The 25659-nt window shown below is 38.6% G+C and carries 25 protein-coding genes; 20 read left to right on the top strand and 5 right to left on the bottom strand.

What is annotated here, in order from left to right; translation table 11 throughout:
* The first annotated feature begins 1 nt into the window (after position 1).
* From CFT42_RS08705 to CFT42_RS08650, 12 genes are read left to right on the top strand one after another with little or no spacing between them, the layout of a single operon-like run.
* The gene (locus tag CFT42_RS08705) at positions 2 to 670 is read left to right on the top strand and encodes a YveK family protein (protein WP_088810811.1); all 669 of its coding nucleotides are present in this window, start codon (positions 2 to 4) and stop codon (positions 668 to 670) included.
* Positions 670 to 1398 (top strand): CpsD/CapB family tyrosine-protein kinase, encoded by a 729-nt coding sequence (locus CFT42_RS08700; RefSeq protein ID WP_088810810.1) that lies wholly within the window; start codon positions 670 to 672, stop codon positions 1396 to 1398. The genes CFT42_RS08705 and CFT42_RS08700 overlap by 1 nt, the downstream gene beginning before the upstream one ends.
* On the top strand, positions 1385 to 2800 hold the full coding sequence (locus tag CFT42_RS08695) for an O-antigen ligase family protein (protein ID WP_088810809.1): 1416 nt from the start codon (positions 1385 to 1387) through the stop codon (positions 2798 to 2800). The genes CFT42_RS08700 and CFT42_RS08695 overlap by 14 nt, the downstream gene beginning before the upstream one ends.
* Positions 2787 to 3560 carry a glycosyltransferase family 2 protein gene (locus CFT42_RS08690; RefSeq protein ID WP_088810808.1) on the top strand — a complete coding sequence of 258 codons (774 nt, stop codon included), beginning with the start codon at positions 2787 to 2789 and terminating at the stop codon, positions 3558 to 3560. Before CFT42_RS08695 ends, CFT42_RS08690 begins: the two co-directional genes overlap by 14 nt.
* 11 nt (positions 3561 to 3571) lie before the next feature.
* Complete coding sequence (locus tag CFT42_RS08685; protein ID WP_088810807.1) at positions 3572 to 4225, top strand: sugar transferase; 654 nt, start codon at positions 3572 to 3574, stop codon at positions 4223 to 4225.
* A 3-nt stretch (positions 4226 to 4228) separates the two neighbouring features.
* Positions 4229 to 5683: an oligosaccharide flippase family protein gene (locus CFT42_RS08680; RefSeq protein WP_088810806.1), complete on the top strand. Its 1455-nt coding sequence runs from the start codon at positions 4229 to 4231 to the stop codon at positions 5681 to 5683.
* A 1-nt stretch (position 5684) separates the two neighbouring features.
* Entirely contained in the window at positions 5685 to 6503 is an 819-nt protein-coding gene (locus tag CFT42_RS08675; RefSeq protein ID WP_088810805.1) for a hypothetical protein, read from the top strand.
* A 1-nt stretch (position 6504) separates the two neighbouring features.
* The gene (locus tag CFT42_RS08670; protein WP_088810804.1) at positions 6505 to 7845 is read left to right on the top strand and encodes a nucleotide sugar dehydrogenase; all 1341 of its coding nucleotides are present in this window, start codon (positions 6505 to 6507) and stop codon (positions 7843 to 7845) included.
* Positions 7835 to 9028, top strand: a complete 1194-nt coding sequence (locus CFT42_RS08665) for a glycosyltransferase (protein ID WP_088810803.1) — start codon at positions 7835 to 7837, stop codon at positions 9026 to 9028. The genes CFT42_RS08670 and CFT42_RS08665 overlap by 11 nt, the downstream gene beginning before the upstream one ends.
* Positions 9029 to 9044: 16 nt before the next feature.
* A complete protein-coding gene (locus CFT42_RS08660; protein WP_240310386.1) occupies positions 9045 to 9287 on the top strand; it encodes a helix-turn-helix domain-containing protein in 243 nt (80 codons plus the stop codon).
* A gap of 16 nt (positions 9288 to 9303) precedes the next feature.
* Positions 9304 to 10257, top strand: a complete 954-nt coding sequence (locus CFT42_RS08655; RefSeq protein ID WP_088810802.1) for an NAD-dependent epimerase/dehydratase family protein — start codon at positions 9304 to 9306, stop codon at positions 10255 to 10257.
* A gap of 50 nt (positions 10258 to 10307) precedes the next feature.
* The gene (locus tag CFT42_RS08650; RefSeq protein ID WP_159457906.1) at positions 10308 to 11411 is read left to right on the top strand and encodes an acyltransferase family protein; all 1104 of its coding nucleotides are present in this window, start codon (positions 10308 to 10310) and stop codon (positions 11409 to 11411) included.
* 77 nt (positions 11412 to 11488) lie between these two features.
* On the opposite strand, the gene CFT42_RS08645 is transcribed toward CFT42_RS08650, so the two are convergent.
* Together CFT42_RS08645 and CFT42_RS08640 are read right to left on the bottom strand one after the other, a co-directional pair.
* On the bottom strand, positions 11489 to 12997 hold the full coding sequence (locus tag CFT42_RS08645) for an IMP dehydrogenase (RefSeq protein WP_088810800.1): 1509 nt from the start codon (positions 12995 to 12997) through the stop codon (positions 11489 to 11491).
* A 155-nt stretch (positions 12998 to 13152) separates the two neighbouring features.
* Positions 13153 to 14799, bottom strand: coding sequence for a peptide ABC transporter substrate-binding protein (locus CFT42_RS08640; RefSeq protein WP_088815918.1), 1647 nt, complete (start codon positions 14797 to 14799; stop codon positions 13153 to 13155).
* Between the two features lie 142 nt (positions 14800 to 14941).
* Between CFT42_RS08640 and CFT42_RS08635 the strand changes: the two genes are divergently transcribed.
* Together CFT42_RS08635 and yidA are read left to right on the top strand one after the other, a co-directional pair.
* Positions 14942 to 17281, top strand: a complete 2340-nt coding sequence (locus CFT42_RS08635; RefSeq protein WP_088815917.1) for a helicase C-terminal domain-containing protein — start codon at positions 14942 to 14944, stop codon at positions 17279 to 17281.
* On the top strand, positions 17274 to 18077 hold the full coding sequence (gene yidA / locus CFT42_RS08630; protein WP_088810797.1) for a sugar-phosphatase: 804 nt from the start codon (positions 17274 to 17276) through the stop codon (positions 18075 to 18077). Before CFT42_RS08635 ends, yidA begins: the two co-directional genes overlap by 8 nt.
* 23 nt (positions 18078 to 18100) lie before the next feature.
* Here the strand turns inward: yidA and CFT42_RS08625 are convergent, their stop codons facing one another.
* Together CFT42_RS08625 and CFT42_RS08620 are read right to left on the bottom strand one after the other, a co-directional pair.
* On the bottom strand, positions 18101 to 19411 hold the full coding sequence (locus tag CFT42_RS08625) for a right-handed parallel beta-helix repeat-containing protein (protein WP_088810796.1): 1311 nt from the start codon (positions 19409 to 19411) through the stop codon (positions 18101 to 18103).
* Between the two features lie 197 nt (positions 19412 to 19608).
* Positions 19609 to 20439, bottom strand: a complete 831-nt coding sequence (locus CFT42_RS08620; RefSeq protein WP_088815916.1) for an STAS domain-containing protein — start codon at positions 20437 to 20439, stop codon at positions 19609 to 19611.
* A 175-nt stretch (positions 20440 to 20614) separates the two neighbouring features.
* Between CFT42_RS08620 and holB the strand changes: the two genes are divergently transcribed.
* From holB to rsmI, 6 genes are read left to right on the top strand one after another with little or no spacing between them, the layout of a single operon-like run.
* Positions 20615 to 21619, top strand: coding sequence for a DNA polymerase III subunit delta' (gene holB, locus CFT42_RS08615; RefSeq protein ID WP_088815915.1), 1005 nt, complete (start codon positions 20615 to 20617; stop codon positions 21617 to 21619).
* A complete protein-coding gene (locus tag CFT42_RS08610; RefSeq protein WP_088810793.1) occupies positions 21612 to 22436 on the top strand; it encodes a PSP1 domain-containing protein in 825 nt (274 codons plus the stop codon). Before holB ends, CFT42_RS08610 begins: the two co-directional genes overlap by 8 nt.
* Positions 22437 to 22446: 10 nt before the next feature.
* Positions 22447 to 22821 carry an initiation-control protein YabA gene (locus tag CFT42_RS08605; RefSeq protein WP_088810792.1) on the top strand — a complete coding sequence of 125 codons (375 nt, stop codon included), beginning with the start codon at positions 22447 to 22449 and terminating at the stop codon, positions 22819 to 22821.
* Between the two features lie 46 nt (positions 22822 to 22867).
* Positions 22868 to 23617, top strand: coding sequence for a tRNA1(Val) (adenine(37)-N6)-methyltransferase (locus tag CFT42_RS08600; RefSeq protein ID WP_088810791.1), 750 nt, complete (start codon positions 22868 to 22870; stop codon positions 23615 to 23617).
* Positions 23601 to 23885: a GIY-YIG nuclease family protein gene (locus CFT42_RS08595; protein ID WP_088810790.1), complete on the top strand. Its 285-nt coding sequence runs from the start codon at positions 23601 to 23603 to the stop codon at positions 23883 to 23885. The genes CFT42_RS08600 and CFT42_RS08595 overlap by 17 nt, the downstream gene beginning before the upstream one ends.
* Positions 23863 to 24747 (top strand): 16S rRNA (cytidine(1402)-2'-O)-methyltransferase, encoded by an 885-nt coding sequence (rsmI, locus tag CFT42_RS08590; protein WP_088810789.1) that lies wholly within the window; start codon positions 23863 to 23865, stop codon positions 24745 to 24747. Before CFT42_RS08595 ends, rsmI begins: the two co-directional genes overlap by 23 nt.
* Positions 24748 to 24845: 98 nt before the next feature.
* On the opposite strand, the gene CFT42_RS08585 is transcribed toward rsmI, so the two are convergent.
* Positions 24846 to 25652, bottom strand: a complete 807-nt coding sequence (locus CFT42_RS08585; protein ID WP_088810788.1) for a hypothetical protein — start codon at positions 25650 to 25652, stop codon at positions 24846 to 24848.
* Positions 25653 to 25659 lie beyond the last annotated feature (7 nt).

The raw sequence follows: 25659 nt of genomic DNA, 5'->3' as shown, positions 1-25659 counted from the left end.
AATGATACATGTAAAATCGATTAATCAGTTCTTCGACAGTTTAAAAAAATTGTGGTTCTGGTTTATTATCATCCCCCTAGTTTTAGTTGCTTTAACATTTTTAACTACGCATTTTTTAGTGAAACCTACTTATTCAACTTCTACACAATTATTAGCTACACCAGCAAATACTGAAAATGCATCTCAAACGTCAGATAATGTAAGATCCTCTATTCAGTTAGCTGATACGTATAGCACAACAATTGCGAGTAGTCGTACATTGCAAGAAGTCATTAAGATGAATAAATGGGATATCTCTACTGCGGAATTAGCAGATAAAATCACTATTAAAAGTAATACAAATTCATTGGTTTACACAATTAGTGTTACTGATGGTGATCCAAAAGTGGCTCAAAAAATTGCAAATGGTATAGCCGAAGTTGCGCAGAAAGATTTTCCAAAGCTTTTTAATGGTACTAATATCATCATCTTAGAAAAAGCTGATACAGCGCAAACCGTTACTAATGTCACTAAATATATTTTGGCAGCTGGGCTCGGTTTAGGTTTAGCCGTTGTCGTAGTTTTACTTCAAATTAGTTATGACAGTGTCATCCGCCATAAAGAAGCCTTAACGGATTTAGAAATAACTTTCCTTGGGGATATACCGTATATAGAAGGGATAGATAACTAATGTTCAACCAAAAAATTAAACTACATCCTATAAATCCAAAAGGTGACCTAAATGTTTTTAAGCCTAAAGAGAAATTATTGCTTTATAAACGGGGAGAGAAGACGTTTGAGGCCGAAAAGATTCGGGCTATTCAAGTAAGTTTACAACTCTCGTTTTTAGCTCAAAAAAAGCATAAACGCATAATGTTTACTTCTGCTAACAAAGGTGAAGGAAAGACTTTTTGTATAAGTAATATAGCCCAAGAAATAGCAAGACAAGGGAAAAAAGTACTCCTAATGGATATGGATTTGCATAGACCTCGTCTGACACGTCAACTATCATTTGATAGAAATAATGGACTGATGACGGTTATGCAAAATCCTGATTTGCTAAGCCAAAGTATTTTTGACATTGAAGATGATTTTCATTTTATGCCAACAGGTCCTTTGCCTCCTAATCCGCTTGAAATTATAAGTTCAGAGGGTTTTAGAGGGTTACTGGAAAAACTTGACGATATGTATGACATTATTTTAATTGATACACCTCCTATTCGTGTTCTAGCTGATGGCCGGATTATCGCCTCTCTCTGCGATGGTGTAGTATTCGTAGTGCGAGAGGGCGTTACGAAAATTGGAGAAATTGAAGAAATTAAAGCATATGTAGATAGTTCAGGAACGCCATTAATTGGAGCGATATTAAACGGTCACCAATATAACAAGAAAGATAAAAGCACCTATGCTTACTACTAATTTATGGAAAAATAAATTTCATTTAATGCTGTTGCTATTTATTATCGCAGCAATTGTAATTTTAGAGATTTGTATTTTCATGCCATATGGATATTTAATTTCGCTGTTATTTTTACTTGTTATTCCTGTGGTTTTCAAAATCAATTATGACAAAATAACAAATGTTTTAAGTTTTGTTATATTATTTGCTGGTTTTTTTGGGTCTTATTTAGGGATCCCCGGTAGTGAGAATATTTTTTTGTTTCGACTTCTAATTCCTGTACACTTTATCTTATTTTGTGTGACGCAAAAAAAAGATTGGCAACGATTGAAATATGTAAAATGGTTTTTTATAGCCTTTGTATTGTTTCTTTCGGGCATGACAATTACGCTGTTTTGGACACCAGATATGAGTTTAAGTATTCGGTACTTATATTTTACGTTTGAGTGGTTGTATGTCATCTTTCTCTGTGTGTATTACATTAATGATACTAAAAGGTTCCATCTGTTTAGTAACTTGTTAACAATTGTCTACATTGGTATTTTAGGTTTGGGAATCTTTGAAGTATTAACAGGAATTCATTTATCGCGTTCCGGAAGCTACTATTATGAAACTACAACCAGTCAATTTCAACCTACAGGATTTTTACTAAATACAAATGATTTTGCCTCCGAAATCACAATACTATTACCATTCGTAATTTTCACCCTCACGCGGATTAAAATGAGTTGGCTACGAATTACATCCATTGTTTTAGTGTCGTCGCTTGCACTATATCTTGTCATTATGACCTATTCACGACTTTCAATGGTAATTATTTTAGCTGAACTATTTATTTTCTTGCTTGCATGGTCGAAAGTGTGGTCACTAATAAGCATTTATGTTGGGTTAATGGCAGGGATGTTGTTACTTACATTCTCTCGCTCTGACTTTATTAGTAAGATTATATCTATCATTTCGAAAGCTTTTAATGAAAAAGGAGGGTCAACAAGCGACCGCATGGAGATGTATAAATTATCTTGGAAATTAATAAAGGAATCGAAATTCAATGGCATGGGGGCAGGGATTCTGCCAGTAAAACTAGACTATTACATGTATGGCTATGAACGGTGGGAAGACAATTATTTTTCAGCGCATAACTACTGGTTAGAGGCTTTGGCAAACGGTGGGTTGCTTACATTCATTCCTTTACTTATATTTTTCGGGCTTATTCTTTTTTATGGTGTAAAGTATATTTTAGAAAATGGCTTTAATCTAGTGGGTATTGTTGTTCTATTAGTCTTAATGAGCTTTTTCTCAGCAAGTATTGGACTCAGTAATTCAATTGATAAGCGTCACCTTAGTTTGGGAATCGGTCTTGCTATAAGCATGCTGAATATTTATTACTTTAATAAAGGAGAATCAGATTTTGGTACTAGTTAGTATTATTATGCCGGCACACAATGCAGAAGAACATATCGAGTCTTCCATAAATAGCGTCATGCTCCAAACCTATCAAAATTTTGAGTTATTAGTTATTGATGATTGTTCACAAGATCAAACAGTAAATCTTGTGAGGGGCTACCAAGACGAACGAGTGAAGGTAATTGAATTGAAAGAAAATGTTGGTGTAGCAGCCGCAAGAAACCAGGGGCTTAAACAAGCTTTAGGAAAATATGTCGCTTTTTTAGATAGTGATGACTTGTGGAAAGTTGATAAGTTGGAGAAACAAATTCAATTTATGGAAGATAGGGAACTAGCACTTAGCTATACAGCTTATGAAGTGATGGATGCTGCGGGTGAAAAGGTCACCGGGCGTGTGACTATTCCAGAGAACATTTCGTACAGACAACTACTCAAGAATACGATTATTGGTTGTCTTACGGTGATTATTGATATAGAGAAAACAGGAAAAATAGAAATGCCAAATTTAGGGGGAGCGGAAGATACTGCAACATGGCTTTCTATATTAAGAGAAGGTCATAAAGTGGCAGGACTTACAGAATCGCTTGCCTATTACCGAAAAGGTAACACCTCTTCTCTGTCAAATAACAAATTACACATGGCTAAACAAATTTGGTTAGTTTATAGAGAGAATCAAAAATTATCTTTTTTACAATCGTTAATTTATTTTCCTTGTTACGTATGGAATGGATTTTTTAAGCATTTGCGTACAGGGGGATCAGTGAAAACAATAAGATAGGAAGGGATTTCATGGCATATAAAACAGTTGAGCACTTAAGTAATTTAAAACAAAAAGAAAAAAGATTATTAGATGTATGCTTGTCACTTATTGGGCTTATAGTCTTATCACCGTTTTTCTTATTTACTGCCATACTTGTAAAATTTGATTCACCAAAAGAGAAGGTGATTTTTACTCAAACTCGAGCAGGTAAATTTGAACAACCATTTCAAATCTATAAATTCCGCTCTATGCGTAGCGATGCTATAGTTAGCCCTAAACAGAGCACTATTTATGATTGGGAGAACGGGGTTCCAGATGACTTTGTTTTTAAGTCTATTTCAGGAGATCAACCTAATGTTTCTAAAATAGGTGCGTTCATTCGTAAATTTAGTTTAGATGAACTTCCACAACTCTGGAATGTTCTAAGAGGTGAGATGAGCATAGTGGGACCAAGACCCGAAATATTGGATATAACGAAATGCTATTCTCCTAGTCAAAAGAAAAGGCTAGCAGTACAGCCAGGAATAACGGGATGGGCTCAAGTCAACGGACGCAGCAATATGAATCATGGTCAAAAGATGAAGTTAGATTATTATTATGTAGAAAAATTTAGTATGAAGCTGGATTTATTGATTATTTTTCTCACCATAAAACAGGTTCTAATTGGTAAGGACGCAGTATAAAAAATGAATAAAAAAATAACCGTTAATTATATTTTCGTTTTGCTTTATCAAACGTTACTCATTATTACACCCATATTTACCATGCCCTATGTTATCCGAGTATTACAACCAGAAAATATAGGTATAGAAGCTTATGTAGGTTCAGTAGTGCAGCTTTTTATTGCGTTTGCTTCGCTAGGCATTGGTGACTATGGAAGGAAAGAAATTGCCGCCGTTATAGATAAACGTAACCTGAAAACAGAATTTTTCAGTTTATACACAATACAATTTGTGTTTTCAACATTAGTACTAGTTGTTTATCTGGTCTTTGCGTTTTTAAGTACAAGCTATACACAATTATTTTTGATAAACAGTCTAACGATTCTGGCGTATGTATTAGATGTGACATGGTTCTTTACGGGGCAAGAAAATATGAAAAACATTATGATTCGTAATATGGTTGTCCGCATTGTGTCGATTATAGGAATTTTTATGCTAGTGAAAGAACCAGACGATTTATCAATATATATTCTTATCAATGCTTTATCTTTATTGCTGGGACAATTAGTTACGTGGATTCCACTTTTAAAACAATTACGAGGTTTCAGTATTAGCTTTCAATTAGTAAAAAAACATATTTTTCCTATATTAATTTTTGCTGTTGTTCCAATTCTAACACTCATTCCGACAGCGTTAAATAAAGTTATTCTAGGTAATGTTGCCGCTGAAGTAGATGTAGGGTTTTACAACCAATCATTCAAGCTAATTACGTTGTTCGTTGTCTTTGTAACAGCTCTTTCAACTGTAATGAGCCCGCGAATGGTTAAACAATACAATTCTAGGAGCAGAGAAAGCTTTGAAAGTTCATTTTATTTTTCTGTTCAATATGTGTCATTCAGTACTTTACCTATCGTAACAGGATTAATTGCGATAGCCCCGTCCTTTATACCTTGGTTTTTAGGTCAAGATTTTCAGGCCTCAGTCATTAATTTACAAATACTAGCTCCGAGTTTATTCTTTTCTGGCTTGGCAGGGGTTTTTGGGATTCAAGTACTTATCACTTCGGGGAAAAATAAAGCCTATACGAGTTCCGTATTAATTGCTTCTGTGTGCAGCTTTATCACGAACCTTATTTTGATTCCTCACTTGAAAAGCATAGGAACATCTATTGCTTATCTTATATTTACAATGGTGTTGTGTATACTACAGGCTTATTTTGCTAGATCATTTTTCGATGTAAAACAGACAATCAAGAAAATGAGGCCGTATGTATTGGCAAGTGGAGTTGCGTTTTTAGGAGAGATAGCCATTTCGTACTTCCGAATAGGATTAATGTATACAATGGTTTTGCAAGTTGTTGTAGGCATAGTTGTTTATGGTGCATTTTTAATTTTAAAGAAAGATTCCTTTGTTGAAAAGATAAAGCAAATTATTGTTGCGAGACAAGGAATGCGTCGATACAAAAGAAAGGAGTCTTAATATGTTTAATTTTAATAGTATCCAAAACATGCATAATCTTTTAAGGAAGAAAGAAGAACTGCTACAGGAAATATCTGGAGAAAAGATTGTTGTAGCTGGTGGAAGCAGTGTTTTATATAGTTTCAACACAGATGAAATTACTGAGGTTCTTGGGAAAGAAGTTATCAATTTTGGAGTTAATGTTGGGCTAGGATTTTCATATTTAGCCGAGTACATGGAGAAACATTTAAAAGAAGGAGATAGAGTGATTTTACCACTTGAGTTCAATCAATATACAAACCCTCCATATTATGTTTTTGGTTTCGGTATTGATATGTTTCTAGAAAAACAAATCCGTAGAAGACGAAAAAGATACAAGCAGAAATGGAAATTATTTTTACTATCTTTAAAACATGCATATAGTTCTTCAAATCCTGAAAAGATGGCTCGTCGAAAGCAAGCGAAATTTGGCAGAACAGGATGCTATCTAGAGTTAGATTCACAAATTTGTGAACCAGATAAGAAAAAACAAATTGCTTTTCCGAGCCACTATACCAGAACTGCAGCTATAGATGAAATTTTAAAGTTTATTGAAAGAATGGAAAAAAATAAAGTGAGTGTAACAATTCTGCCACCTGCTTTCTTCGCAAATGAAATTAATGAGAGCTATTTAGAACAACTCTATACGGAATTTAAAATATATTTACCAACAGGATTTAATTTTGAACTATTTCGTTTAGAGAAAGAAGAGGTATATGACTCGGTGTACCATGCTAATTCCAAAGGACAAAAGAGAGTAACAAACGCTTTAATTCACTTATTGGGAAAGGAACTAAAATGATATGTTATCCATTTTAAAAGAAAAATTTTTAAGTAAAGATGCAAAAGTTGCCATCGTGGGGCTTGGTTATGTGGGATTGCCACTTGCAATGGCTTTCTCTAGGAAAGGCTTCCAAACAATTGGGTTTGACATTAGCGAAAACAAAATTAATACCTTGCAAAAAGGTGAGTCTGATATTGCAGATATCAGTGATGAGGTGCTTAGAAAAGAATTGGCAAGCAATTTTAGTGTGACAAATGATGCCATAGCAATTAGTGCCGCGGATGCCATCATCATCTGTGTTCCTACGCCATTAACTGAAACAATGGAACCAGATATGAGTTACATTACAAATTCAATGGAAATTATTAAAGCACATGCCAAAAAAGGAGTCTTAGTATCGCTTGAAAGCACAACTTATCCAGGAACCACAAGAGAATTTATTTGCAAAACAATGGTAGATTGCGGCTTTGTTTTGGGAAAAGACTTCTTCGCTAGTTATTCCCCTGAACGTGTTGATCCAGGTAATAAAAAATATGACACATTAAACACACCTAAAGTAGTTGGTGGTGTGGACGAACCTTCAAAAGAACTTGGAGAAATCTTATATAGTCAAGTTATTGAGACGGTAGTTCCTGTTAACTCAGCGGAAGTTGCTGAAATGAGTAAGCTTCTTGAGAATACTTTCCGAAGTATCAATATTGCTTTTATTAATGAAATGGCTCTCTTAGCTGAAAAAATGGATATAGATATTTGGGAAACAATTGAGGCAGCTAGCAGTAAACCATTTGGTTTCATGAAGTTTACTCCTGGTCCTGGTATTGGAGGACATTGTATCCCTCTTGATCCTATGTATTTATCTTGGAAGGCTAAATCAAAAAATTTCTATAGTCGTTTTATCGAATTAGCTCATGAGACAAACCATCTAATGCCTGAAAAAATGGTAGAGCATGCTGCTGTTGCTTTAAATAAACACCAAAAAGCTATTAATGGGTCACGTATATTACTTGTTGGTATGGCTTACAAGGAAAATAGTAATGATTTGCGTGAATCTCCTGGATTGCATATTTACGAGGAGTTAAAAAAACAAGGTGCTCAAGTAGACTTTTGTGATCCTGAAGCGCCAGCTTTTCAAGATGTAAATGGAGACATCAAACATTCAATTAACCTAGAATATGGCACTTTTAATAACTACGATTTGGTTGTCTTATTAACCGGGCATAACATTTTTGATATGGAAGCCATTGGACAAAACAGTAGATTAATATTAGATACGAAGAATCTATTGAAAGATGGATTCGAAAATAAGAAAGTATCTTATGGAAAAATGGAAGAAAGAAAGTATTTGACCTATGAAAAATAAAAAGGTGCTGTTTTTTGTCACTGAATTTCCAACGTTATCAGAAACCTTTATTTTAAATCAAATAACAGGAGCAATTGATTTAGGCTGTGAGGTGCAAATTTTAGCCCTGAAACAGGGGAACATAGAGAAAGTGCATGCTGATGTCCAGAATTATAAATTACTAGAAAAAGTGACGTATTTGAATATTCCGAGCTCCAAAAAGGAACGGTTGAAACTAACTTTAAAAGGGATATTTACTAAACCTGCCATTGCTTTAAAAGGTTTAAACCGAAAAAGATACGGTAAAATTGTTTGGACGCTCGCACCGACTATATGCATGCAAAAAGTTCGTGCTTCAGCAGACTTAATTGTGTCCCATTACGGGAACGTCGGACTCATTGCGAGTATATTGCAAGACACCGGTTTTTTGAAGGGAGAGCAGGTGACGTTTTTCCATGGCTACGATTTAACCCGTACAATAAATCAAAAAGGTAAACAGTATTATAAATTCTTGTTCAAAACAAATACAAAATTATTACCCATAAGCATTTACTGGCGGCAACAGCTAATTAAGTTGGGCGCAAATAAAGAAAAAATTCAAGTACATCATATGGGAATTGATACTAAAACATTTGATTTTTATCCAGCAGTAGAAACTTATTCGGATGTTCGTTTGTTAATTGTTGCACGCCTTACACCTAAGAAAGGTATAGCAGATGCTATTAAAACAGTAAAAATTTTAAAAGCAAAAGGTATGGATGTTGTACTGAATATTTTAGGAGATGGCGATGAACGATTTGTATTAAAAGAGTTAGCTGAGAAATTAGATGTTATGGAGAATGTTAGATTTCATGGATTTAAGGAACAAAAGGCGGTCAAAGAGATGTTCATGCACAGTGATATTTTTCTTTTACCAAGCATTACAGCACCTGATGGCGATATGGAAGGGATACCTGTTTCGTTAATGGAAGCGATGGCACAGGGTAAACCAGTCATTTCAACAGTTCATAGCGGAATACCGGAACTCATTGATGATAAGAAATCAGGGTTCTTAGTTCCTGAAAATAGTCCTGAAGAAATTGCGAATGCTATTATTTGCTACACTGAACTTGATGAGCAAAAGAAATTAGATATGCTTACTGAGGCAAGAAAAAAAGTTGAAACTGAATTTAATATTCACATGTTAAATGAAAAACTATTTTAAAAATATGAGGTGGAAAATGGATAATTTATCACAGAAAGAGCAATTAGATATTTTAAACCAATACTTCCTATCAACCGCTGAAGCGATGGAGATATTAGCTATATCTAGACAAAGTTTTTATTCGCTTATAAATAGAAATAAAATTACAAAGATAAAAAAAGGTGGGGCAGTATTGTTTTTTAGAGATGAAATTTTAGGGAGAGCTGAGAATCAAGTTATACTCAGGAAAAAATATCGCCCTTATGACCGTAAATATTAATCAAGGAGGAGTTATTATGCAAAACACTATCTTAGTAACAGGTGGAGCAGGATTTATTGGAAGCCATTTAGTTCAAGAGTTAGTTAAAGAAAACAAAGTTGTTGTAGTGGATAATTTAAGCACAGGAAAGCTCGAAAATTTACCAAGTGAAGCTGTTTTTTGGGAAGGGGACGTATGTGATCTTCAGACTATCGAAATCTTATTTGAACAATACACTTTTGACTATGTCTATCATCTAGCTGCTATTGCAAGTGTGGCAGAAACAGTCAATCGTCCAATATCTTCTCATTATGTTAATACAGACAGTACAATTTTCTTATTAGAAGCATGTCGAAATCAAGAGGAACCAATCAAAAAATTTGTATTTGCCTCTTCGGCAGCAGTGTACGGGGCAGAACCTACTTTACCTAAAACAGAAACATCGGCCATTGATCCATTAACGCCATATGGCATAGATAAATATAGTTCGGAAAAATATGCCGTATCGTATGGGAAATTATTCAATCTCAATGTATCTGTAGCTAGATTCTTTAATGTCTATGGTCCTAGGCAAAATCCAAGCTCCCCTTATTCAGGTGTATTATCTATAATGGCGAATACAGCTATGCAACTAAAAGAAGGAGTGAAGACGAATTTTAATGTATATGGAGACGGGGAACAAGTTAGAGATTTTGTTTATGTAAAAGATGTTGTACAAGGGTTGAGACTTCTTGGGGAGAAAGAAAGTAGTAATGGTGAAGTATTCAATATTGCTTCTGGCGAAAAATATACATTAAATGAAGTTTTAGAAGTGTTTGAGAAACTGATTCATGTTGAAATTCCAAGAGAATATTATCCTGCTAGAAATGGTGATATTAAGTACTCTTTTGCCACGATTGCCAAGATTAAAACTTTAGGGTATGTACCTAAGTTCAGTATTCTACAAGGTTTGGAAGCATACTTGGATACAGAATTAAGTGTCTTAGTGTAATTAATCAGAAATGAGAATATCTTAAAAGCAATCAAATGGAGGAGAAATTTTTGAAGAAACATATATATTTTCTTGATTCTTTGAGGGGAATAGCAGCAGTAACAGTTGTCTTAGCACATTTTGCAGAAACCTATAGTACAAATCCGATTTTCAAAGAATTATTTGAACCGCTTGGAAGGAGTGCGGTGATTCTATTTTTTGTCTTAAGTGGAATCGCATTAAGTTTAAGTTTAGAAAAAATGAATGAGCTAAGATTTAGGACTTATTTTTCATATCTAATCAAACGATTTTGTAGAATTTACATCCCGTTTTTTGTCATTATTTTATTAGCAGAGGTTATTTTTGCAATCCTTCAACCAGAAGGGATTAGTGGTCTATCGGCTTGGTTCAATAATGTTGGGAGCCGGTACAATGATATGCATACAGTAGTTTCCAACTTATTGATGCTGGGACAAGATGTGGATAAAATTGATCCAGTTATTTGGTCGCTTATCATTGAGTTGCGAATTTCTATTATTTTTCCAGTGCTATACATTTTTGTGAAGAGAAATAATATTTATGTATCAATGGTGGCACTATTTGCCTCATTCTTTATAGGGCTAGCTCTTCTCATGTTGCTAAATTCTAAATTATTAATTGGAGCGACGGTATTTAATGTAGGATTCTTTATTGCTGGAATTTTATTAAGCTTACATTGGCAAAATATAATGGCGTTTAGTGCAAGAGTTAAAATTTTTCTTTTGAGTTTAGCAATAATCCTCTACTTGCATGTTAGCATATTTAATTTGCTCGGGGTTACACAGAAACAGGCTATTTCTGATGTTGTGATAGGAGTTGCTTGCGTTACAATTTTACTTCTATGTTATCAAACGGAGAGGGCGCAAAAGTATCTGGAGAACAAAGTCTTTTTATGGTTAGGAAAAATATCGTTTAGTGTATATCTAGTACATTGTGTAGTGTTCATACCAGCTATCTATATATTGACTTCTTTCGGAGTATCAATAGGGTTCATACAATTAATTAGCGTGCCATTTATTCTAGGAGTGGCGACTATTTATTATCAGCTTATTGAAAAGCAGTCCATTCATATAGGACGTTATTTGAGTAACAATCTGAAATCAGGTAAAGAAGAATATGTAGTTCATAATGGATAGCAAAAAAGGCAGCTTTGAGTGATATGCCCGCTAAGATTAGACTCTTAGGGGCATATCATTCGTAAGCAATGCCTTTTTTACTGCATCAAATTATTCGTTGCGTCTTTCACGACAACGTCATGGGCGCCGCCTTCTACGATGGAAGTCGCCGAAACGAGCGTGATTTTAGCTTTTTGCTGAAGTTCGGGAATGTTTAGGGCGCCGCAATTGCACATGGTTGAGCGGACTTTGTTCAAGCTGATTTCCACGTTGTCTTTTAGCGAGCCGGCATACGGCACGTAGGAGTCTACGCCTTCTTCAAAGGACAATTTTTTGTCGCCACCCATGTCATAACGTTGCCAGTTGCGCGCGCGGTTAGCGCCTTCGCCCCAGTATTCTTTCATGTAGGTGCCGTTTAAATTGACTTTGTTAGTTGGGCTTTCGTCAAAACGAGAGAAGTAGCGGCCTAGCATGATGAAGTCGGCACCCATCGCGAGCGCGAGCGTCATGTGGTAATCGTAAACGATGCCGCCGTCAGAACAAATCGGAATGTAAATGCCGGTTTCCTCGAAATATTCGTCGCGTGCTTTGGCTACATCGATTACCGCGGTTGCTTGGCCGCGGCCAATGCCTTTTTGTTCGCGCGTAATGCAGATGGAGCCGCCGCCCACACCGACTTTGACAAAATCGGCGCCAGCTTCTGCGAGAAATCTGAAGCCGTCACGGTCAACGACATTTCCAGCGCCCACTTTTACGGAATCGCCGTATTTGTCGCGGATAAAATCAAGCGTCAGTTTTTGCCATTCGGAGAAACCTTCCGAAGAATCGATACATAAAATGTCGGCGCCAGCTTCTACTAGAGCGGGCACTCTTTCCTCATAGTCGCGCGTATTAATCCCCGCACCGACCACATAACGCTTGTTTTCATCCAAAAGTTCTAGTGTATTTTCTTTGTTCGAGTCATAATCTTTGCGGAAAACGAAGTAGGCGAGGTGATTCGTTTCATCTACGAGTGGAAGGGCGTTCAGCTTGTTATCCCAAATGATGTTGTTTGCTTCTTTCAAACTCGTCGTGTGGCTTGCCGTAATTAATTTTTCAAACGGCGTCATGAAATCGCGTACGAGCTCCGTTTTATCCATGCGCGTTACGCGGTAATCCCGGCTTGTGACAACGCCTAGTAGCTTTCCGTGAGCGGTGCCATCTTCTGTGACCGCCATCGTGGAGTGACCGCTTGCTTCTTTCAAATCCAAAACGTCCTGTAAAGTTTGGTCAGGGCGAATATTCGAATCGCTAATGACAAAACCAGCTTTGTGATTTTTGACGCGCGATACCATGCGAGCCTCACTTTCAATGGATTGTGAACCGTATATAAACGAAACGCCACCTTCTTTAGCGAGAGCAATCCCCATGTTGTCGTCTGAAACAGCTTGCATGATTGCCGAAACGAGCGGAATATTCATCGTAATCGCAGAAGTTTCTCCGCGCTTGAATTTCACAATCGGAGTCTTCAAACTCACTTCTTTCGGCACACACTCCTTAGAGGAATAGCCAGGGACAAGCAAAAATTCACTAAATGTACGAGATGGTTCGTTAAAATAAAATGCCAATGCGAACACTCCTTTAAATGATATTATAAAATACTTTAATTATTTCAAGAAGTGGGTGGAAAGTCAACGCCTAAAATAGATTTAATCAAAATGAAATGTTTTTTCCAATTGTTCGCGCAGAAAATTAAAAGAAATGCCCGCTCGGGGCATTTCTTTTAATTTGCCACTTTCACGAATTTATAACTATACGGTGATCCGAAAGCGTGTTTTTGAACGCCAGTAATCTTTTTGTTTTGCAAAACCGCCGTTTGATGTTGATAAAGAGGGAGAATGGCCGCGTCCTCGTCTAAAAGTACTTTCTCCGAAGCCACAAAAGCATTCCAGCGTTTTAACGGTTCATTCGCCAGTTCCGCATCCGTCGAACGCACAAGTTTATCATATTTCTCGCTATGGTAACTCATCGAATTGTTGTAGTAATCCGATAAAAACAAACTGCTGTACGTCCATGGGTCTTTAAAATCGGGCATCCAAGCGGCTAGAGATAAATCGTAATCGCCTGTACGCGTGAGTTCTGACGCAGCTTTTGCTGGCATCGTTTTCACTTGAATCGTAAGACCAGGCAGGCTCGTTTCAAGCTGGTCTTTCAAGAATGCAAAAATCGTTTTTGTTGTATCTTGGTCATCGCCAAGCAGCTCCAGCGTAATTTTATCCGTCCCAAGCTCAGTCTGCGCCTTCTTAAAGTAGCTTTTCGAACTCGCTAGGTCATACACTAAATGGTCTCCGCTATCCGTTCTAAAATCGGCGCCCGTTTCTGGGTTTTGGACAAAATCTTTCGGCATCAAGCCATTTGCAGGGAATGAACCATCGCCGAGGACATCATTTGTGAGCAGTTCCTTGTTGATGGCTAGGTTAAGCGCGTGCCGCAAATTGTTATTCGCAAGCGGAGTCGCTTTGCCGTCGCGCTTTTGATTGAGCTTCAAATAGCTAATGAGCGCATCTTTTTCGCTAACAAAATCGTCGCGGTCTTTAAATTGCTTCGCATATTCACCAGAAAGTGGCGCGCGATCAGCGCTATTCGTTTCATACAAATTTACCCCAGCATTAATATCTTTCGCCACATTCACGTGAATTTCATCGACCGCCACGTTTTTCTTATCCCAGTAATGGTCATTTTTCGCGTAAGTCCAGCTTTTGCTCGTGTTCCCGTCCCACTCCTTCATTACAAAAGGCCCGTTGTAGAGCGTATGCGCCGCATCAGTTCCGTATTTATCACCCGTTTTTTCAACAAAAGATTCTTTTTGGGGGAAAAATGTCTCAAATGAGAGCAGTGAAATAAAATAAGGAACCGGCTTTTTAAGCTTTATTTGCAAAGTGTGGTCGTCCACCGCAGTAGCTGCCAGTTCTGTTGGCGCAAGCTTCCCGTCATTGATTTCTGCCGCGTTTAATATCGAGTCTTTAAAAAGCGCGGCGTACCCGGGAGCCGTTTTTGGATCAACTGCGCGCTGCCACGCATAAACAAAATCGCGCGCCGTAATGACTGACCCGTCTGACCATTTCGCATCGTCTTTTAGTTTAATCGTATAAGTCATTTGGTCGTCGCTAATTTCTGGCATTTCAGCTGCCACGCCTGGTACAAAATTATCTTTTTCATCCAATGTATATAAACCTTCAAAAACTTGATTTTGTGCGGTAAAACTCGTAAAGTCTTCTTCGTTTGTCGTATTTAGCGTCAAAAGTTCACTTGTTTCAAGAAAATTGACTTTTTTAGTCGCTGTTTCATTCGCCGAACTATTTCCGCAAGCTGCAAGCACCAAAAATGATAAAATCGAAAAAATGGCAATCCCTTTTTTTATGTGAATCATGCGTGACCCTCCTATTTTCATATGGTTTATTAATTATAAGTATTCCGACAAGATAAGTCAACATTAGTTTCTTGAAAATGAATTTGTTTTTGTGAGAACATACATTCTATGGTATTCTGTAATAGAGTGAGGGGTGACGATGATGGAAACAGTAAGGATATCTGTTCGAAAGCTTGTTGAATTTCTGTTGAAATCAGGAAGCATTGACAGTCGTGGTATGGGCGCTGAACGCGCACAACTTGGAACAAAAGTACATCAAGAGCTGCAAAACAGTGCGGGTGAAAACTATCAAAAAGAAGTGCCACTTCAAATCGAATATGTGTATCAAGATATCCTTTTTAAAGTTGATGGCCGAGCTGACGGGATTATTGCTGAGTCAACAATTGATGAAATCAAGTCAACCTACACGCCGTTTGGGGAAATTGCAGAAGATGGTCAGGAAGTTCATTGGGCGCAGTTGATATGCTACGGTTATTTTTATGCGAAACAAGAAGAAAAAGCAACTCTCACTTTACAATTAACCTATTATCATTTAGATGAAAAACAAGTAACGCGTTTTGAACGCACGATGAGTTTTGCGGAAATGGAAGCCTTTTTTCAAGATTTAATCGCCGAATACGCGGTTTGGACGAAACTTCGCCTTGATTTTGAAGCCAAAAGAAACGCTTCGCTACAAAAATTGCAATTTCCTTTTGAAAAATATCGTAAAGGTCAGCGTGAACTTTCCATTGCGGTCTACCGGACAATTAGCAATCAGGATAAATTGTTTTGCGAAGCTCCAACTGGAATTGGTAAAACGATGTCCACTATTTTCCCAACTTTAAAAGCAATGGGCGAGAAAAAGGTGGATAAAATTTTTTATTTAACAGCTAAAACAATTACACGCCAAGTGGCAGAAGATGCCGTGGAAGGTTTAAGAAGGCAAGACATAAATTTGCGTACTGTCACGATTACAGCAAAAGATAAAATTTGCTTTTTAGATGAACGCCGCTGTGAACCAGCTTTTTGCCAATATGCTAATGGCTATTACAGCCGCGTAAATGATGCCATGATGAACCTCGTGCGAAATGAGCAAACTATTTCCCGGGAAATAATTGAAAAATATGGGCGCAAACATGTCGTTTGCCCGTTTGAATTATCATTAGATATCGCCATCTTTTGTGATATGATTATTTGTGACTACAACTATTTGTTTGATCCAACAGTATATTTAAGACGTTTCTTCTTAGAAAACAAAGGAAACTATGCGTTTTTGATTGATGAGGCACATAATTTAGTGGAACGTGCAAAAACCATGTATTCAGCGGAACTTTCCAAACAGCTCATTTTAAATGTGAAAAAAAGTTTATCCAAATCAGATAAAGCAATTTATACGGCGGTAAACGAATTAAATCGCGATCTCATTCAATTTCGCAAGCTGTGTGATGAAAAAACGCGTATTTTTATTCAAAAAGAACCCGCGACCGAATTTAATCAACATGTCAGTGATTTTGTGGACGCTACTAAAGAATGGCTACCTATGAATGCCGCAGCAAACAATTATGACGAAGTATTAGAATTGTTTTTTGAAGCAACACATTATCTGAAAATGACGGAGTTTTACGCTGAAAATTACAATACACTAATAGAAACTAGCCGAGATACGCGCATTAAGCAAATTTGTATTGATCCCGCAGAAATTTTACGTGGAAAAATGGATTTAGGTGTTGCCAGCATTTTGTTTTCTGGGACGTTAAATCCGTTGGGGTACTACAGTGACGTGCTTGGCGGGGAAGAAGACACAACCAAATTGACGTTTCCATCTCCTTTTTCACCCCAAAAATTAAAAATCATTTCCCCGACGTTTGTTCGCACGCGCTACCATGTTCGGGCGTCTAGCTACGAGCGGATTGTGGATTGCATCGCGGCGCTTCGTAAGGCAAAAGCAGGGAATTATATGATGTTTTTCCCGTCCTATGCTTATATGGAGGCTGTTTATGAAGCGTTTATCGCGCGCTTTCCTGATGTTGCGGTAATCAAACAAGCCACAAATATGGCTGAAATGGAGCGAGAAACCTTTTTAGCGGAGTTTCAAGAACAGCGCGAAATGCTAGGATTTGCGATATTAGGCGGAATTTTTTCAGAAGGTGTGGATTTAAAAGGCGCGCGTTTAATCGGCGTCGGCGTTGTCGGAGTTGGCCTCGCACAACCGTCTGAAGAGCAAAACCTCGTGCGAGACTACTACCAAATGAAGTTGAACCAAGGCTTCTATTACGCCTATCAAATCCCCGGATTAAATAAAGTCCTTCAAGCGGCAGGGCGCGTCATTAGAAGTGAAGGGGACAAAGGTGTCGTGCTCCTACTTGATGACCGCTTTCAAGAAGCCAGATACCGAAAGGAATTCCCGGCCCACTGGCAGCATATTTGTTTTGCCACAAATCAAAATCAGTTGGAAAATGAACTAACCCATTTTTGGAAAAAACAGGAGGAAAATCATGATTAAATTAGTCGCAATCGACATTGATGGAACACTTTTAAATGATGAGCATGAAATAACAGAAGGCGTCAAAAAGGCGATTTTAGCTTTACGTGAAAAGAAGGTCAAAGTAGTTTTATGTACAGGTCGCCCGCTTTCTGGAATTGAAAAAAGCCTGAAAGAACTTGATTTGTTCCATTCAGGCGATGTAGCCATTACAATGAATGGCGCTGTTACGCTAGCGACCGAAACGCGTGAAGTCATTGTGGAAACAACACTTGAAAAAGCTGATTTGCAGCGTATCTTTTATTTTTGCGCCCCGTTTCAAGCGCATGTCACCTATTTTGATACGACTAACATGTATGTGCCGCATGAAGAAATTTCGATTTTAACTTGCCAAGATTCGCTACTCCTAAATACGGCACTTTACTACCAACCCGTTGAAAAGGCGGCAAACGACATTCAAATCCCTAAAATTATGTTACTCGACGAACCCGAAAAAATCGTTGAAGTGATGCAAAACTTACCAGCGGAGTTGAAGAACGATTATTATATCGTGCGCAGTGTCCCTTACAACCTCGAATTTCTTCATAAAAATGTTAGTAAAGGCGAGGCACTAAAAGCACTTTCGGCTAAACTTGGTATAGATGCGCGTGAAGTTTTATGTCTCGGCGATGCTGAAAATGATATCACGATGATGGAATTTGCCGGAACCGCTGTAGCGATGGGGAATGCCACACAACATGTTAAGCAATTAGCGACATTCGTTACAAAATCCAACAATGAAGATGGCGTTCGGCACGCACTAGAAAAATTCATTTAAACGCACATTTTGGTTGGTGCAAATCATTTAGTATACTTGTATCTTTTAGGCAATTGCCCTTTAAACGAGGTGGATTTAATCATGAGTTTTTTTATCGGGGTAAAAGTATTGGAGTCTTCACGCAAGAAAATGGATTTCGGTGCAATGCCATTTTTCTGACGTGTAGTGATTGTGTTTTTATAGAAGGTAGCAGAATCAATGGTTGATCTGCCTTTAAACGCGAACAGTTTTTGGTAGGTTGCCAGATTTTGCAGAATGATTTTGTTATTGGTAAACGAAAAAGTTTTCACATTTCCAAAAGGGAACACATCAAAATTGCTCGGTGCGGTGTCAAGATTGAACGAATTATCGCGAATATATAGCCTTGTAACAAGTGCTCGCTCTCGTCCTGGACGCCACGTAATGGCACTAGGGCGACTTTTTTTAGTAGCCAGATTTGTGACAACAGAATTGTAAGCAAAGTCTATTGATTGCACGCTATTGTCAACGGCCAAAAATTTATTCCGAACATTCGTCGCCTGATTACTTTTGATGTTAAACGTGCCGCCTGAAATAACAATGCCCTCATCTGCCGAGTTTAGGAAAACGTTGCTGTAAATGTCTGCTCGTCCAATAGTAAGCAAATAAAGCGCGTTATCAACAATTTGTTCAAAGCGATTTCCCTTTATAAGAAAAGAATTGACACCAGTACTCATCGCAACAACCGCCTGATTAACCTTGTAAAATTTGTTGTTCAAAAGCTTAAATTGATTACTAGAATTGCCTTGAATGGTTACCGAGCGGTTCAAGTCACCATCTCGATTTGAATATTCAAAACCATTGTTAATAAAATTGTTTCGCTCTATCGTTACATTTTTGGAGTTCTCAAGTAAAACCGAACTATCCGTTTTATAATACCCATATTTTTTTGAATAGCCCGTAAATGTATTGTTAGATAAATTTAAGTTTTGGACTTTCGAGAAATAAAGGCTACCTCGACCTCGTTTAGCCAAATCAAACGTAATATTTTTAATCGTAATATTTTGTTTGCCAGTTGCATATGAGATGAGGTAAGGCGTTTTATTTCGTCCCGTCCCGTTAAAATTTGCTTTAATTTCAGAACCAGCAGCATGCCCAATCAAATTCACTTGCACGTTCGTGATGGGTTTGTCCACCGTATACACAGCCTCTTTTTTACTTTTTAAATAAATCGTTCCCGTTTTCCCTGTTATAACAGATTCAAGTGGAATGGTTGACCTCGCGAACGCATTTTTGCTTGGAAATGCCGCAAAAATACAAATCGTCAGAAGACTGACAAGGAAGATCGTGACATAGAAAATCCCATTTTTTCTCACTGAAAGCTCCTCCTTATTTCGAATTTGAATGTGAACTATCCAACACATTCTTTAAACCATACCCGTTTTTAGGAAAGCTAGTTTAAGCGTTTTTCGAATGAAAGGCGCTGTTCTCAGGCGATTACCGCGATTTAGTAGAGCTTGTAAGGAGGATTTAAGCGAAATGAAAAAACCATGAAACATTTGCTCCATGATTTTTAAACCTTATCTTTTAGAACTTCCTTTAGCGAATGATAGGCAGGAATGTCGACGCTTTGGTTAAGCTGTATCATTTGCTGCGCCATTTTTGGGGTGATGCCTGATAAAACGAGCTCGATGCCAAGTAGTTTTAAAACGCTAGCTAGGTTAAACAGCATTTTGACGAGTGTAGTTTCGAAAGTGGTGATGGCCGATAAATCGATGCATAAGTAATCAACATTTAGCTGGCTACAACGCGTTGTTGTGGTTTCCATCAACTGTTCAGCACGTTCATGGTCGACGCGGCCAACTAAAGGTAAGATGGCGATATGGTCGGTAATGGAAATAATCGGCGTGCTAATTTCTGCAATTAAATGTTGTTGCGCGTTTAGGTGTTGCATGATTTGTGTGAAATATAAGTCGGTGAATTGTTCGTTAATCGCATCAAAGGCAAAGTTTATCGATTGAATTGCTTCTGAGTATTGCGCTTTCGAAATCGAATCGGTGGCAATCGCAAATTTCCCCGTCCATTTTAGAAATTGATACCGCAGTTTATCCAAAGTCATAAGCACTTCGGGTAGTGGAACTTCGTTTTCCATGCGACGCTTGTACATGTGGTCGAGCCATTTTGTAAGCGAATTTTCGAATTGGCTTTTATCCGGGTTAAAAAAATCAATAATCAAATTGGCAGTTTGTTTACTATCTGCGCGTAATTCCTCTTTGTAAAGCGGTTCGTACACGAAACTTGTGTACGGTTTTTTCATGGAGTAGATGGAATCAAGCCAGTCGGAAATCATATCAGCAGTGTGCGTGCGCAAAAAATCAGTAATGCCTTTTTGCGATTCTTGCATAGGTGATGCCCCCTTTGAATAGCCGCTTTTCTTCTTCCTTATTCTATTCCGAAAATAGTGTCTTGTCTATCGTATTTGGGAAAAATTTAACTTTTTTTAGGAAAATAAAAAAATCACGCGAATTTTTGTCTGTCATGTTATAATAGGAAAGAATGAACTTGAAAGGGAGTTTTTTGTGGGACTACAAGAGGAATTACGCACTTTGCAGCCTGTTGTTATGGATCTTTTTACGCAATCAGTAGCCTCTAACCGCTTGTCGCATGGCTACTTATTTGCTGGGGCAAGAGGCACTGAAAAAAAACAAATGGCGCTTTGGCTCGCAAAAAGTTTATTTTGTTTAGAGCAGACAAAAGAGTCACTTGTTTGCGGGAAATGTGTCAATTGTACCCGAATCGAAAATCATAACCATCCAGACGTTCACTTTTTAAAACCTGACGGATTAAGCATTAAAATCGACCAAGTTCGTGAGCTGAAAATGGAGCTTACGAAACGAGGTATGGAATCCGACAAGAAAGTACTTATTATTGAAGAAGCCGATAAAATGACGCTTCAATCGGCAAACAGTCTTCTTAAATTTATTGAAGAACCAGAGCCGGGCATGCTCCTTTTATTTTTAACCGAAAATCAAAGCCAAATTTTACCGACTATTGCTTCGCGTTTGCAGCCCGTCCAATTTAAAGAATTGAACTTTAATCAGCTGGTCGAGCGACTTGTTGCTACGGGAATTGCGGAACAGAAAGCACGAATATACGCAAGTTTAACCGGAAGTATCGACGAAGCCATGCACTTTGAAGAAGATGAATTTTTCGCAGATGCAAGAAGTGCCGCCGTAAAATTATATGAAGGTTTGTATCATTCGGGCCCAAATCCACTTATTTTTATTCAGGAAACATGGATGCCGTTATTTAAGGAAAAAGAGAATCTTAAAATCGGGCTAGATTTGTTCATGCTTCTGCTCCGGGATGTGCTACATATGGCGCTTTCTCCGGAATATCAACTGATTTGTGTGGGACAAAAAGACATGCTAAAAAACGATGCACTTAAATTTTCGTTAACGAAAATTACCCTTGATATCGAACTAATTTTGAGTGCTAAAACAAAACTGGATTCAAATATGAATCCGCAACTTTTAATGGAGCAACTTGTATTAAAAGTTCAGGGAGGTCATTCAATTGATTAAAATTGTTGGTGTCAGATTTAAAGACGCTGGTAAAATATACTATTTTTCGCCTGGCGATTTAGACATTGCTGAGGATCAGGGCGTTATTGTAGAAAATGCGCAGGGGATTGAATTTGGGCGCGCCGTCATTGAACCTAGGTTTGTCGACGAAGAAGATGTGGTCTTACCACTTAAAAATGTTGTGCGAATCGCAACGAAGGCAGACTATAAATGCGTAGCAGAAAACCGTGAATCTTGTAGTGAAGCGCTCAGTCTTTGCGCAGAAAAAATTATGGAACACAAAATTGATATGAACCTAGTCGATGTTGATTATACGTTTGACCGAAATAAAATCATTTTTTATTTTACAGCAGAAGGTCGTGTGGATTTCCGTGAGCTCGTGAAAGATCTAGCTTCCGTATTCAGAACACGTATCGAGTTGCGGCAAATTGGTGTGCGAGATGAAGCCAAATTGCTTGGCGGAATCGGACCATGTGGACGCATGCTTTGTTGTTCCACTTTCCTAGGTGATTTCGAACCCGTATCAATTAAAATGGCGAAAGACCAAAATTTATCGCTTAACCCTACAAAAATTTCAGGTTTATGTGGACGCTTAATGTGCTGTTTGAAATATGAAAACGATGAATATGAAGTTGCAAAACGAGAAATGCCAGATGTCGGAACGGTCATCACAACGCCAGAAGGAACTGAAGCGAAAGTAACAGGCATCAACTTGTTACAACGTCTTTTGCAGGTACGCATGCCTGAAGAAGAAACGATTCTTGAATACGCATTAGATGAAATCCGTCCGTTTAACTCATTTCTAGCAAAGTCTTGAGGTGAAAATAATGGAGAAAAAAGCACTTTTTGATTCAGTAAGCAACATGGAAGAACAAATTGGTGAGCTTTATCAACAGCTTGGCGAACTCAAAACGAGCTTAGCCCAAATGATTGAAGAAAATAACCGCCTAGAATTCGAAAATGATCTTTTGCGAAAGCGCCAAGGAGAGTCGAGCGAAAAATTGCAAGACTTACATGAAAAAGGCGTCATGGCAAAAGAACGCAAAGAAGCGATGCAACAAATGATTGAACAAAACGCCGGCCACGAAAATTTAGTGAAGCTTTATAAAGAAGGTTTTCACGTCTGCAACGTTCACTTCGGCAGCCCGCGCGGCAATGACGAAGATTGCTTGTTTTGCCTATCATTATTAAATAAAAAGTAAACATGGCCTTTCTCTCGGAAAACGGGGAGAGGCCTTTTCTAAGGAGATGAAACGATTGTTAAGAGATGACGAACGACTTGATTATTTACTTGCAGAAGAAATGCGGATTATTCAGAGTCCATCTGTCTTTTCGTTTTCTCTTGACGCCGTTTTGCTGGCCCATTTTACATACATTCCCCGAAAAAAAGGCGATATCGTGGACCTTTGCAGCGGAAATGGCATTATTCCTCTCCTTCTTAGCAAGCACACGGAAGTTCCCATCACGGCTGTTGAGATTCAACCACGACTAGCCGACATGGCGCGCCGAAGTGTTTCATACAACCAATTAGCTGCCCAAATTACCATTTTAGAAGCGGATCTTCGTGAGGTCACAAAAACGCTTGGTAAGGAAAAACATCAAATTGTGACATGCAATCCGCCGTATTTCAACACGCCCCCATCTAGCAAGGTGAACGCCAATGAGCACTATAAAATTGCGCGCCATGAAGTCATGTGTACCCTTGAAGACACCGTCCGAGTGAGCGCAGAGCTTCTCAGACAAGGCGGCAAAGCAAGCTTTGTTCACCGTCCTGACCGCCTCGTTGACATCATGGATTTTATGCGCAAATATCGCTTGGAACCAAAGCGCGTGCAATTTGTTCACCCTCACCTAGACCGCGACGCCAATATGGTTCTTGTTGAAGGGATAAAGGATGCGAAATCAGGCGTGCGCTACTTGCCACCCATTTTTGTGCACGAACAAAACGGCGACTACACCCCACTTTTAAAGGAGATTCTATATGGCGAAGGCAAGTGAACATTTTTTCTACGTATTAAAATGTAACGACGACACGTTCTACGGCGGCTATACGACTGATGTTTTGCGCCGCGAAGCCGAACATAATGCCGGCATTCGCTGTAAATACACCAAAACGAGGCGTCCCGTCAAGGTTATTCACACGGAGAAATTTTTAACCAGAAGCGAGGCCACCAAAGCGGAAGCTGCGTTTAAAAAGTTGTCGCGGAAGCAGAAGGAAATTTATTTGAAGGAGGGGGAAACGGGTGAAATCACAGAAGAGTTTTGAACGAGAGGCCGGCGCGCTTTATTTGGTCCCGACACCAATTGGCAACTTGGAGGATATGACTTTCCGTGCGATTCGCATGCTTAGTGACGCCGATTTAATTGCTGCGGAGGATACGCGAAACACGATTAAACTGCTTAACCATTTTGATATCCACACAAAAATGGTGAGCTACCATCAATACAGTGAGCTTGGTCGCCAAAATGAACTGGTCAAACAAATTGCAGGCGGCATGAAAATCGCGCTCGTAAGTGACGCCGGAATGCCGTCCATTTCCGATCCCGGCCACGAACTTGTTGCGGCGTGCCTTGCCGAAAATTTGACAGTCATTCCACTCCCCGGAGCAAACGCCGCTTTAACCGCACTCATCGCGTCAGGCCTTGCCCCGCAGCCGTTTTATTTCTATGGTTTCCTGCCGCGACAAAATAAAGAGCGAAAAGAAGCACTCCTTGAACTATCCGAACGCCGCGAAACATGGATTTTATACGAATCCCCACATCGCCTCAAAGAAACGCTCAAAGCGATGGCGAAAATCACGGGTGAATCGCGCAAAATCACGCTCTGTCGCGAACTCACGAAACGCTACGAAGAATTTCTCCGCGGCACAATTTCGGAAGCACTCACTTGGGCTGAAAACGAGAACGTCCGTGGCGAATTTTGTCTAATTATCGAAGGAAACGAAAATCCCACGTCAACAACCGCCGCCTGGTGGACCAACCTAACCATTAAAGCGCACGTTGAAAGTGTGATGGCACAAAATGATCTATCCTCAAAAGAAGCAATTAAAATAGTCATGAAAGAACGCGAACTCCCAAAACGTGAAGTTTATGGGGCGTATCATGAGCTGGATCAAAAGAGTGATTGATATGGACAATTTCAAAAGAGATTAGAAAACTTGCTGTCAAGCAGCAACGTAAAAATCCCCAGCAACTCTTGATTTGCTGGGGATTTGTTTTGTGTTTATCATTCATTGAGTATGGCGTGAAACGTTTTTTCTGCCGAACTTTTTGTTTGAATCACAAGTTTTTCAACATTATTTTCCAGATAAATGACTTCAATGACCCTTCCCGGTTGGATTTGGTCGAGTGCTTCATTAAACACCGTTTTTTCAACAGTAACGAGCTTTGTTGTGTGATCTTTTAGCGCTACTTCCAGGTCTAGAGAAACGGTTACTTTGGCGTCAGACATGCTGTTTAGAGGTCGCATTCCAGTTACTGTAGCATAACTTTTGACACCCTCTCTACCAATTTTAACGGCTTCCGCATCCATGAATCCTTGTTTTATCCCGAATTCTTCAAATAAATGTTGTGTTTCATCTTGTGAAAGCGTTGGGTCGCCATTTTTAGGAAGTCCGACTTTTCGCGCATCATTTGTTACAACTTGGATTGGAGCGCCAATTTGTAAGGCTGCTAATTGTGTCAGGGGAACAATGGTTGTCACCTGTCCTTGGAAATTTTCGCCAGAGCGTTTGACGACATCTAATTGGATTTCGACTTGTGGCTGTTCGTTCACGTAAGTTCCTGTTTGGGTGAAGTTACGAATGATGCCTAATGCGGCTTCCCCGTTTTTCACCTTTGCGCTTTTGAGTCCGAAAAGGGAAAGTAGTGTGGAACAAACGATTAATGCAATACCGCCGTAAATTCCAATTTTGAATAGAGAACTTTCAACGGTGACACTTAAGTCATCGTTACTCAAAAAGAATATATAAATCATTGTTCCGACAATTGACAGAGATCCAAGTGTTGATAATAAACGAGATAATTTTTTCATTTTTATT

The sequence above is a fragment of the Listeria goaensis genome (genome assembly GCF_900186125.1).
GTDB lineage: Bacteria > Bacillota > Bacilli > Lactobacillales > Listeriaceae > Listeria > Listeria goaensis.
Note: the sequence above shows the minus strand (reverse complement) of the source record. Positions and strands in the feature narration are given on the sequence as shown.

Excerpts from the sequence above, each read along its gene's own strand:
- CFT42_RS08670 (WP_088810804.1), top strand. The coding sequence starts at position 6,505 with ATGTTATCCATTTTAAAAGAAAAATTTTTAAGTAAAGATGCAAAAGTT.
- CFT42_RS08640 (WP_088815918.1), bottom strand. The coding sequence starts at position 14,799 with ATGATTCACATAAAAAAAGGGATTGCCATTTTTTCGATTTTATCATTT.
- CFT42_RS08595 (WP_088810790.1), top strand. The coding sequence starts at position 23,601 with ATGGCGAAGGCAAGTGAACATTTTTTCTACGTATTAAAATGTAACGAC.
- yidA (WP_088810797.1), top strand. The coding sequence starts at position 17,274 with ATGATTAAATTAGTCGCAATCGACATTGATGGAACACTTTTAAATGAT.
- CFT42_RS08695 (WP_088810809.1), top strand. The coding sequence starts at position 1,385 with ATGCTTACTACTAATTTATGGAAAAATAAATTTCATTTAATGCTGTTG.
- CFT42_RS08675 (WP_088810805.1), top strand. The coding sequence starts at position 5,685 with ATGTTTAATTTTAATAGTATCCAAAACATGCATAATCTTTTAAGGAAG.
- CFT42_RS08600 (WP_088810791.1), top strand. The coding sequence starts at position 22,868 with ATGAAACGATTGTTAAGAGATGACGAACGACTTGATTATTTACTTGCA.
- CFT42_RS08700 (WP_088810810.1), top strand. The coding sequence starts at position 670 with ATGTTCAACCAAAAAATTAAACTACATCCTATAAATCCAAAAGGTGAC.
- CFT42_RS08605 (WP_088810792.1), top strand. The coding sequence starts at position 22,447 with ATGGAGAAAAAAGCACTTTTTGATTCAGTAAGCAACATGGAAGAACAA.
- CFT42_RS08685 (WP_088810807.1), top strand. The coding sequence starts at position 3,572 with ATGGCATATAAAACAGTTGAGCACTTAAGTAATTTAAAACAAAAAGAA.
- CFT42_RS08635 (WP_088815917.1), top strand. The coding sequence starts at position 14,942 with ATGGAAACAGTAAGGATATCTGTTCGAAAGCTTGTTGAATTTCTGTTG.
- CFT42_RS08585 (WP_088810788.1), bottom strand. The coding sequence starts at position 25,652 with ATGAAAAAATTATCTCGTTTATTATCAACACTTGGATCTCTGTCAATT.
- CFT42_RS08620 (WP_088815916.1), bottom strand. The coding sequence starts at position 20,439 with ATGCAAGAATCGCAAAAAGGCATTACTGATTTTTTGCGCACGCACACT.
- CFT42_RS08705 (WP_088810811.1), top strand. The coding sequence starts at position 2 with ATGATACATGTAAAATCGATTAATCAGTTCTTCGACAGTTTAAAAAAA.
- CFT42_RS08655 (WP_088810802.1), top strand. The coding sequence starts at position 9,304 with ATGCAAAACACTATCTTAGTAACAGGTGGAGCAGGATTTATTGGAAGC.
- CFT42_RS08660 (WP_240310386.1), top strand. The coding sequence starts at position 9,045 with ATGGATAATTTATCACAGAAAGAGCAATTAGATATTTTAAACCAATAC.
- CFT42_RS08665 (WP_088810803.1), top strand. The coding sequence starts at position 7,835 with ATGAAAAATAAAAAGGTGCTGTTTTTTGTCACTGAATTTCCAACGTTA.
- CFT42_RS08680 (WP_088810806.1), top strand. The coding sequence starts at position 4,229 with ATGAATAAAAAAATAACCGTTAATTATATTTTCGTTTTGCTTTATCAA.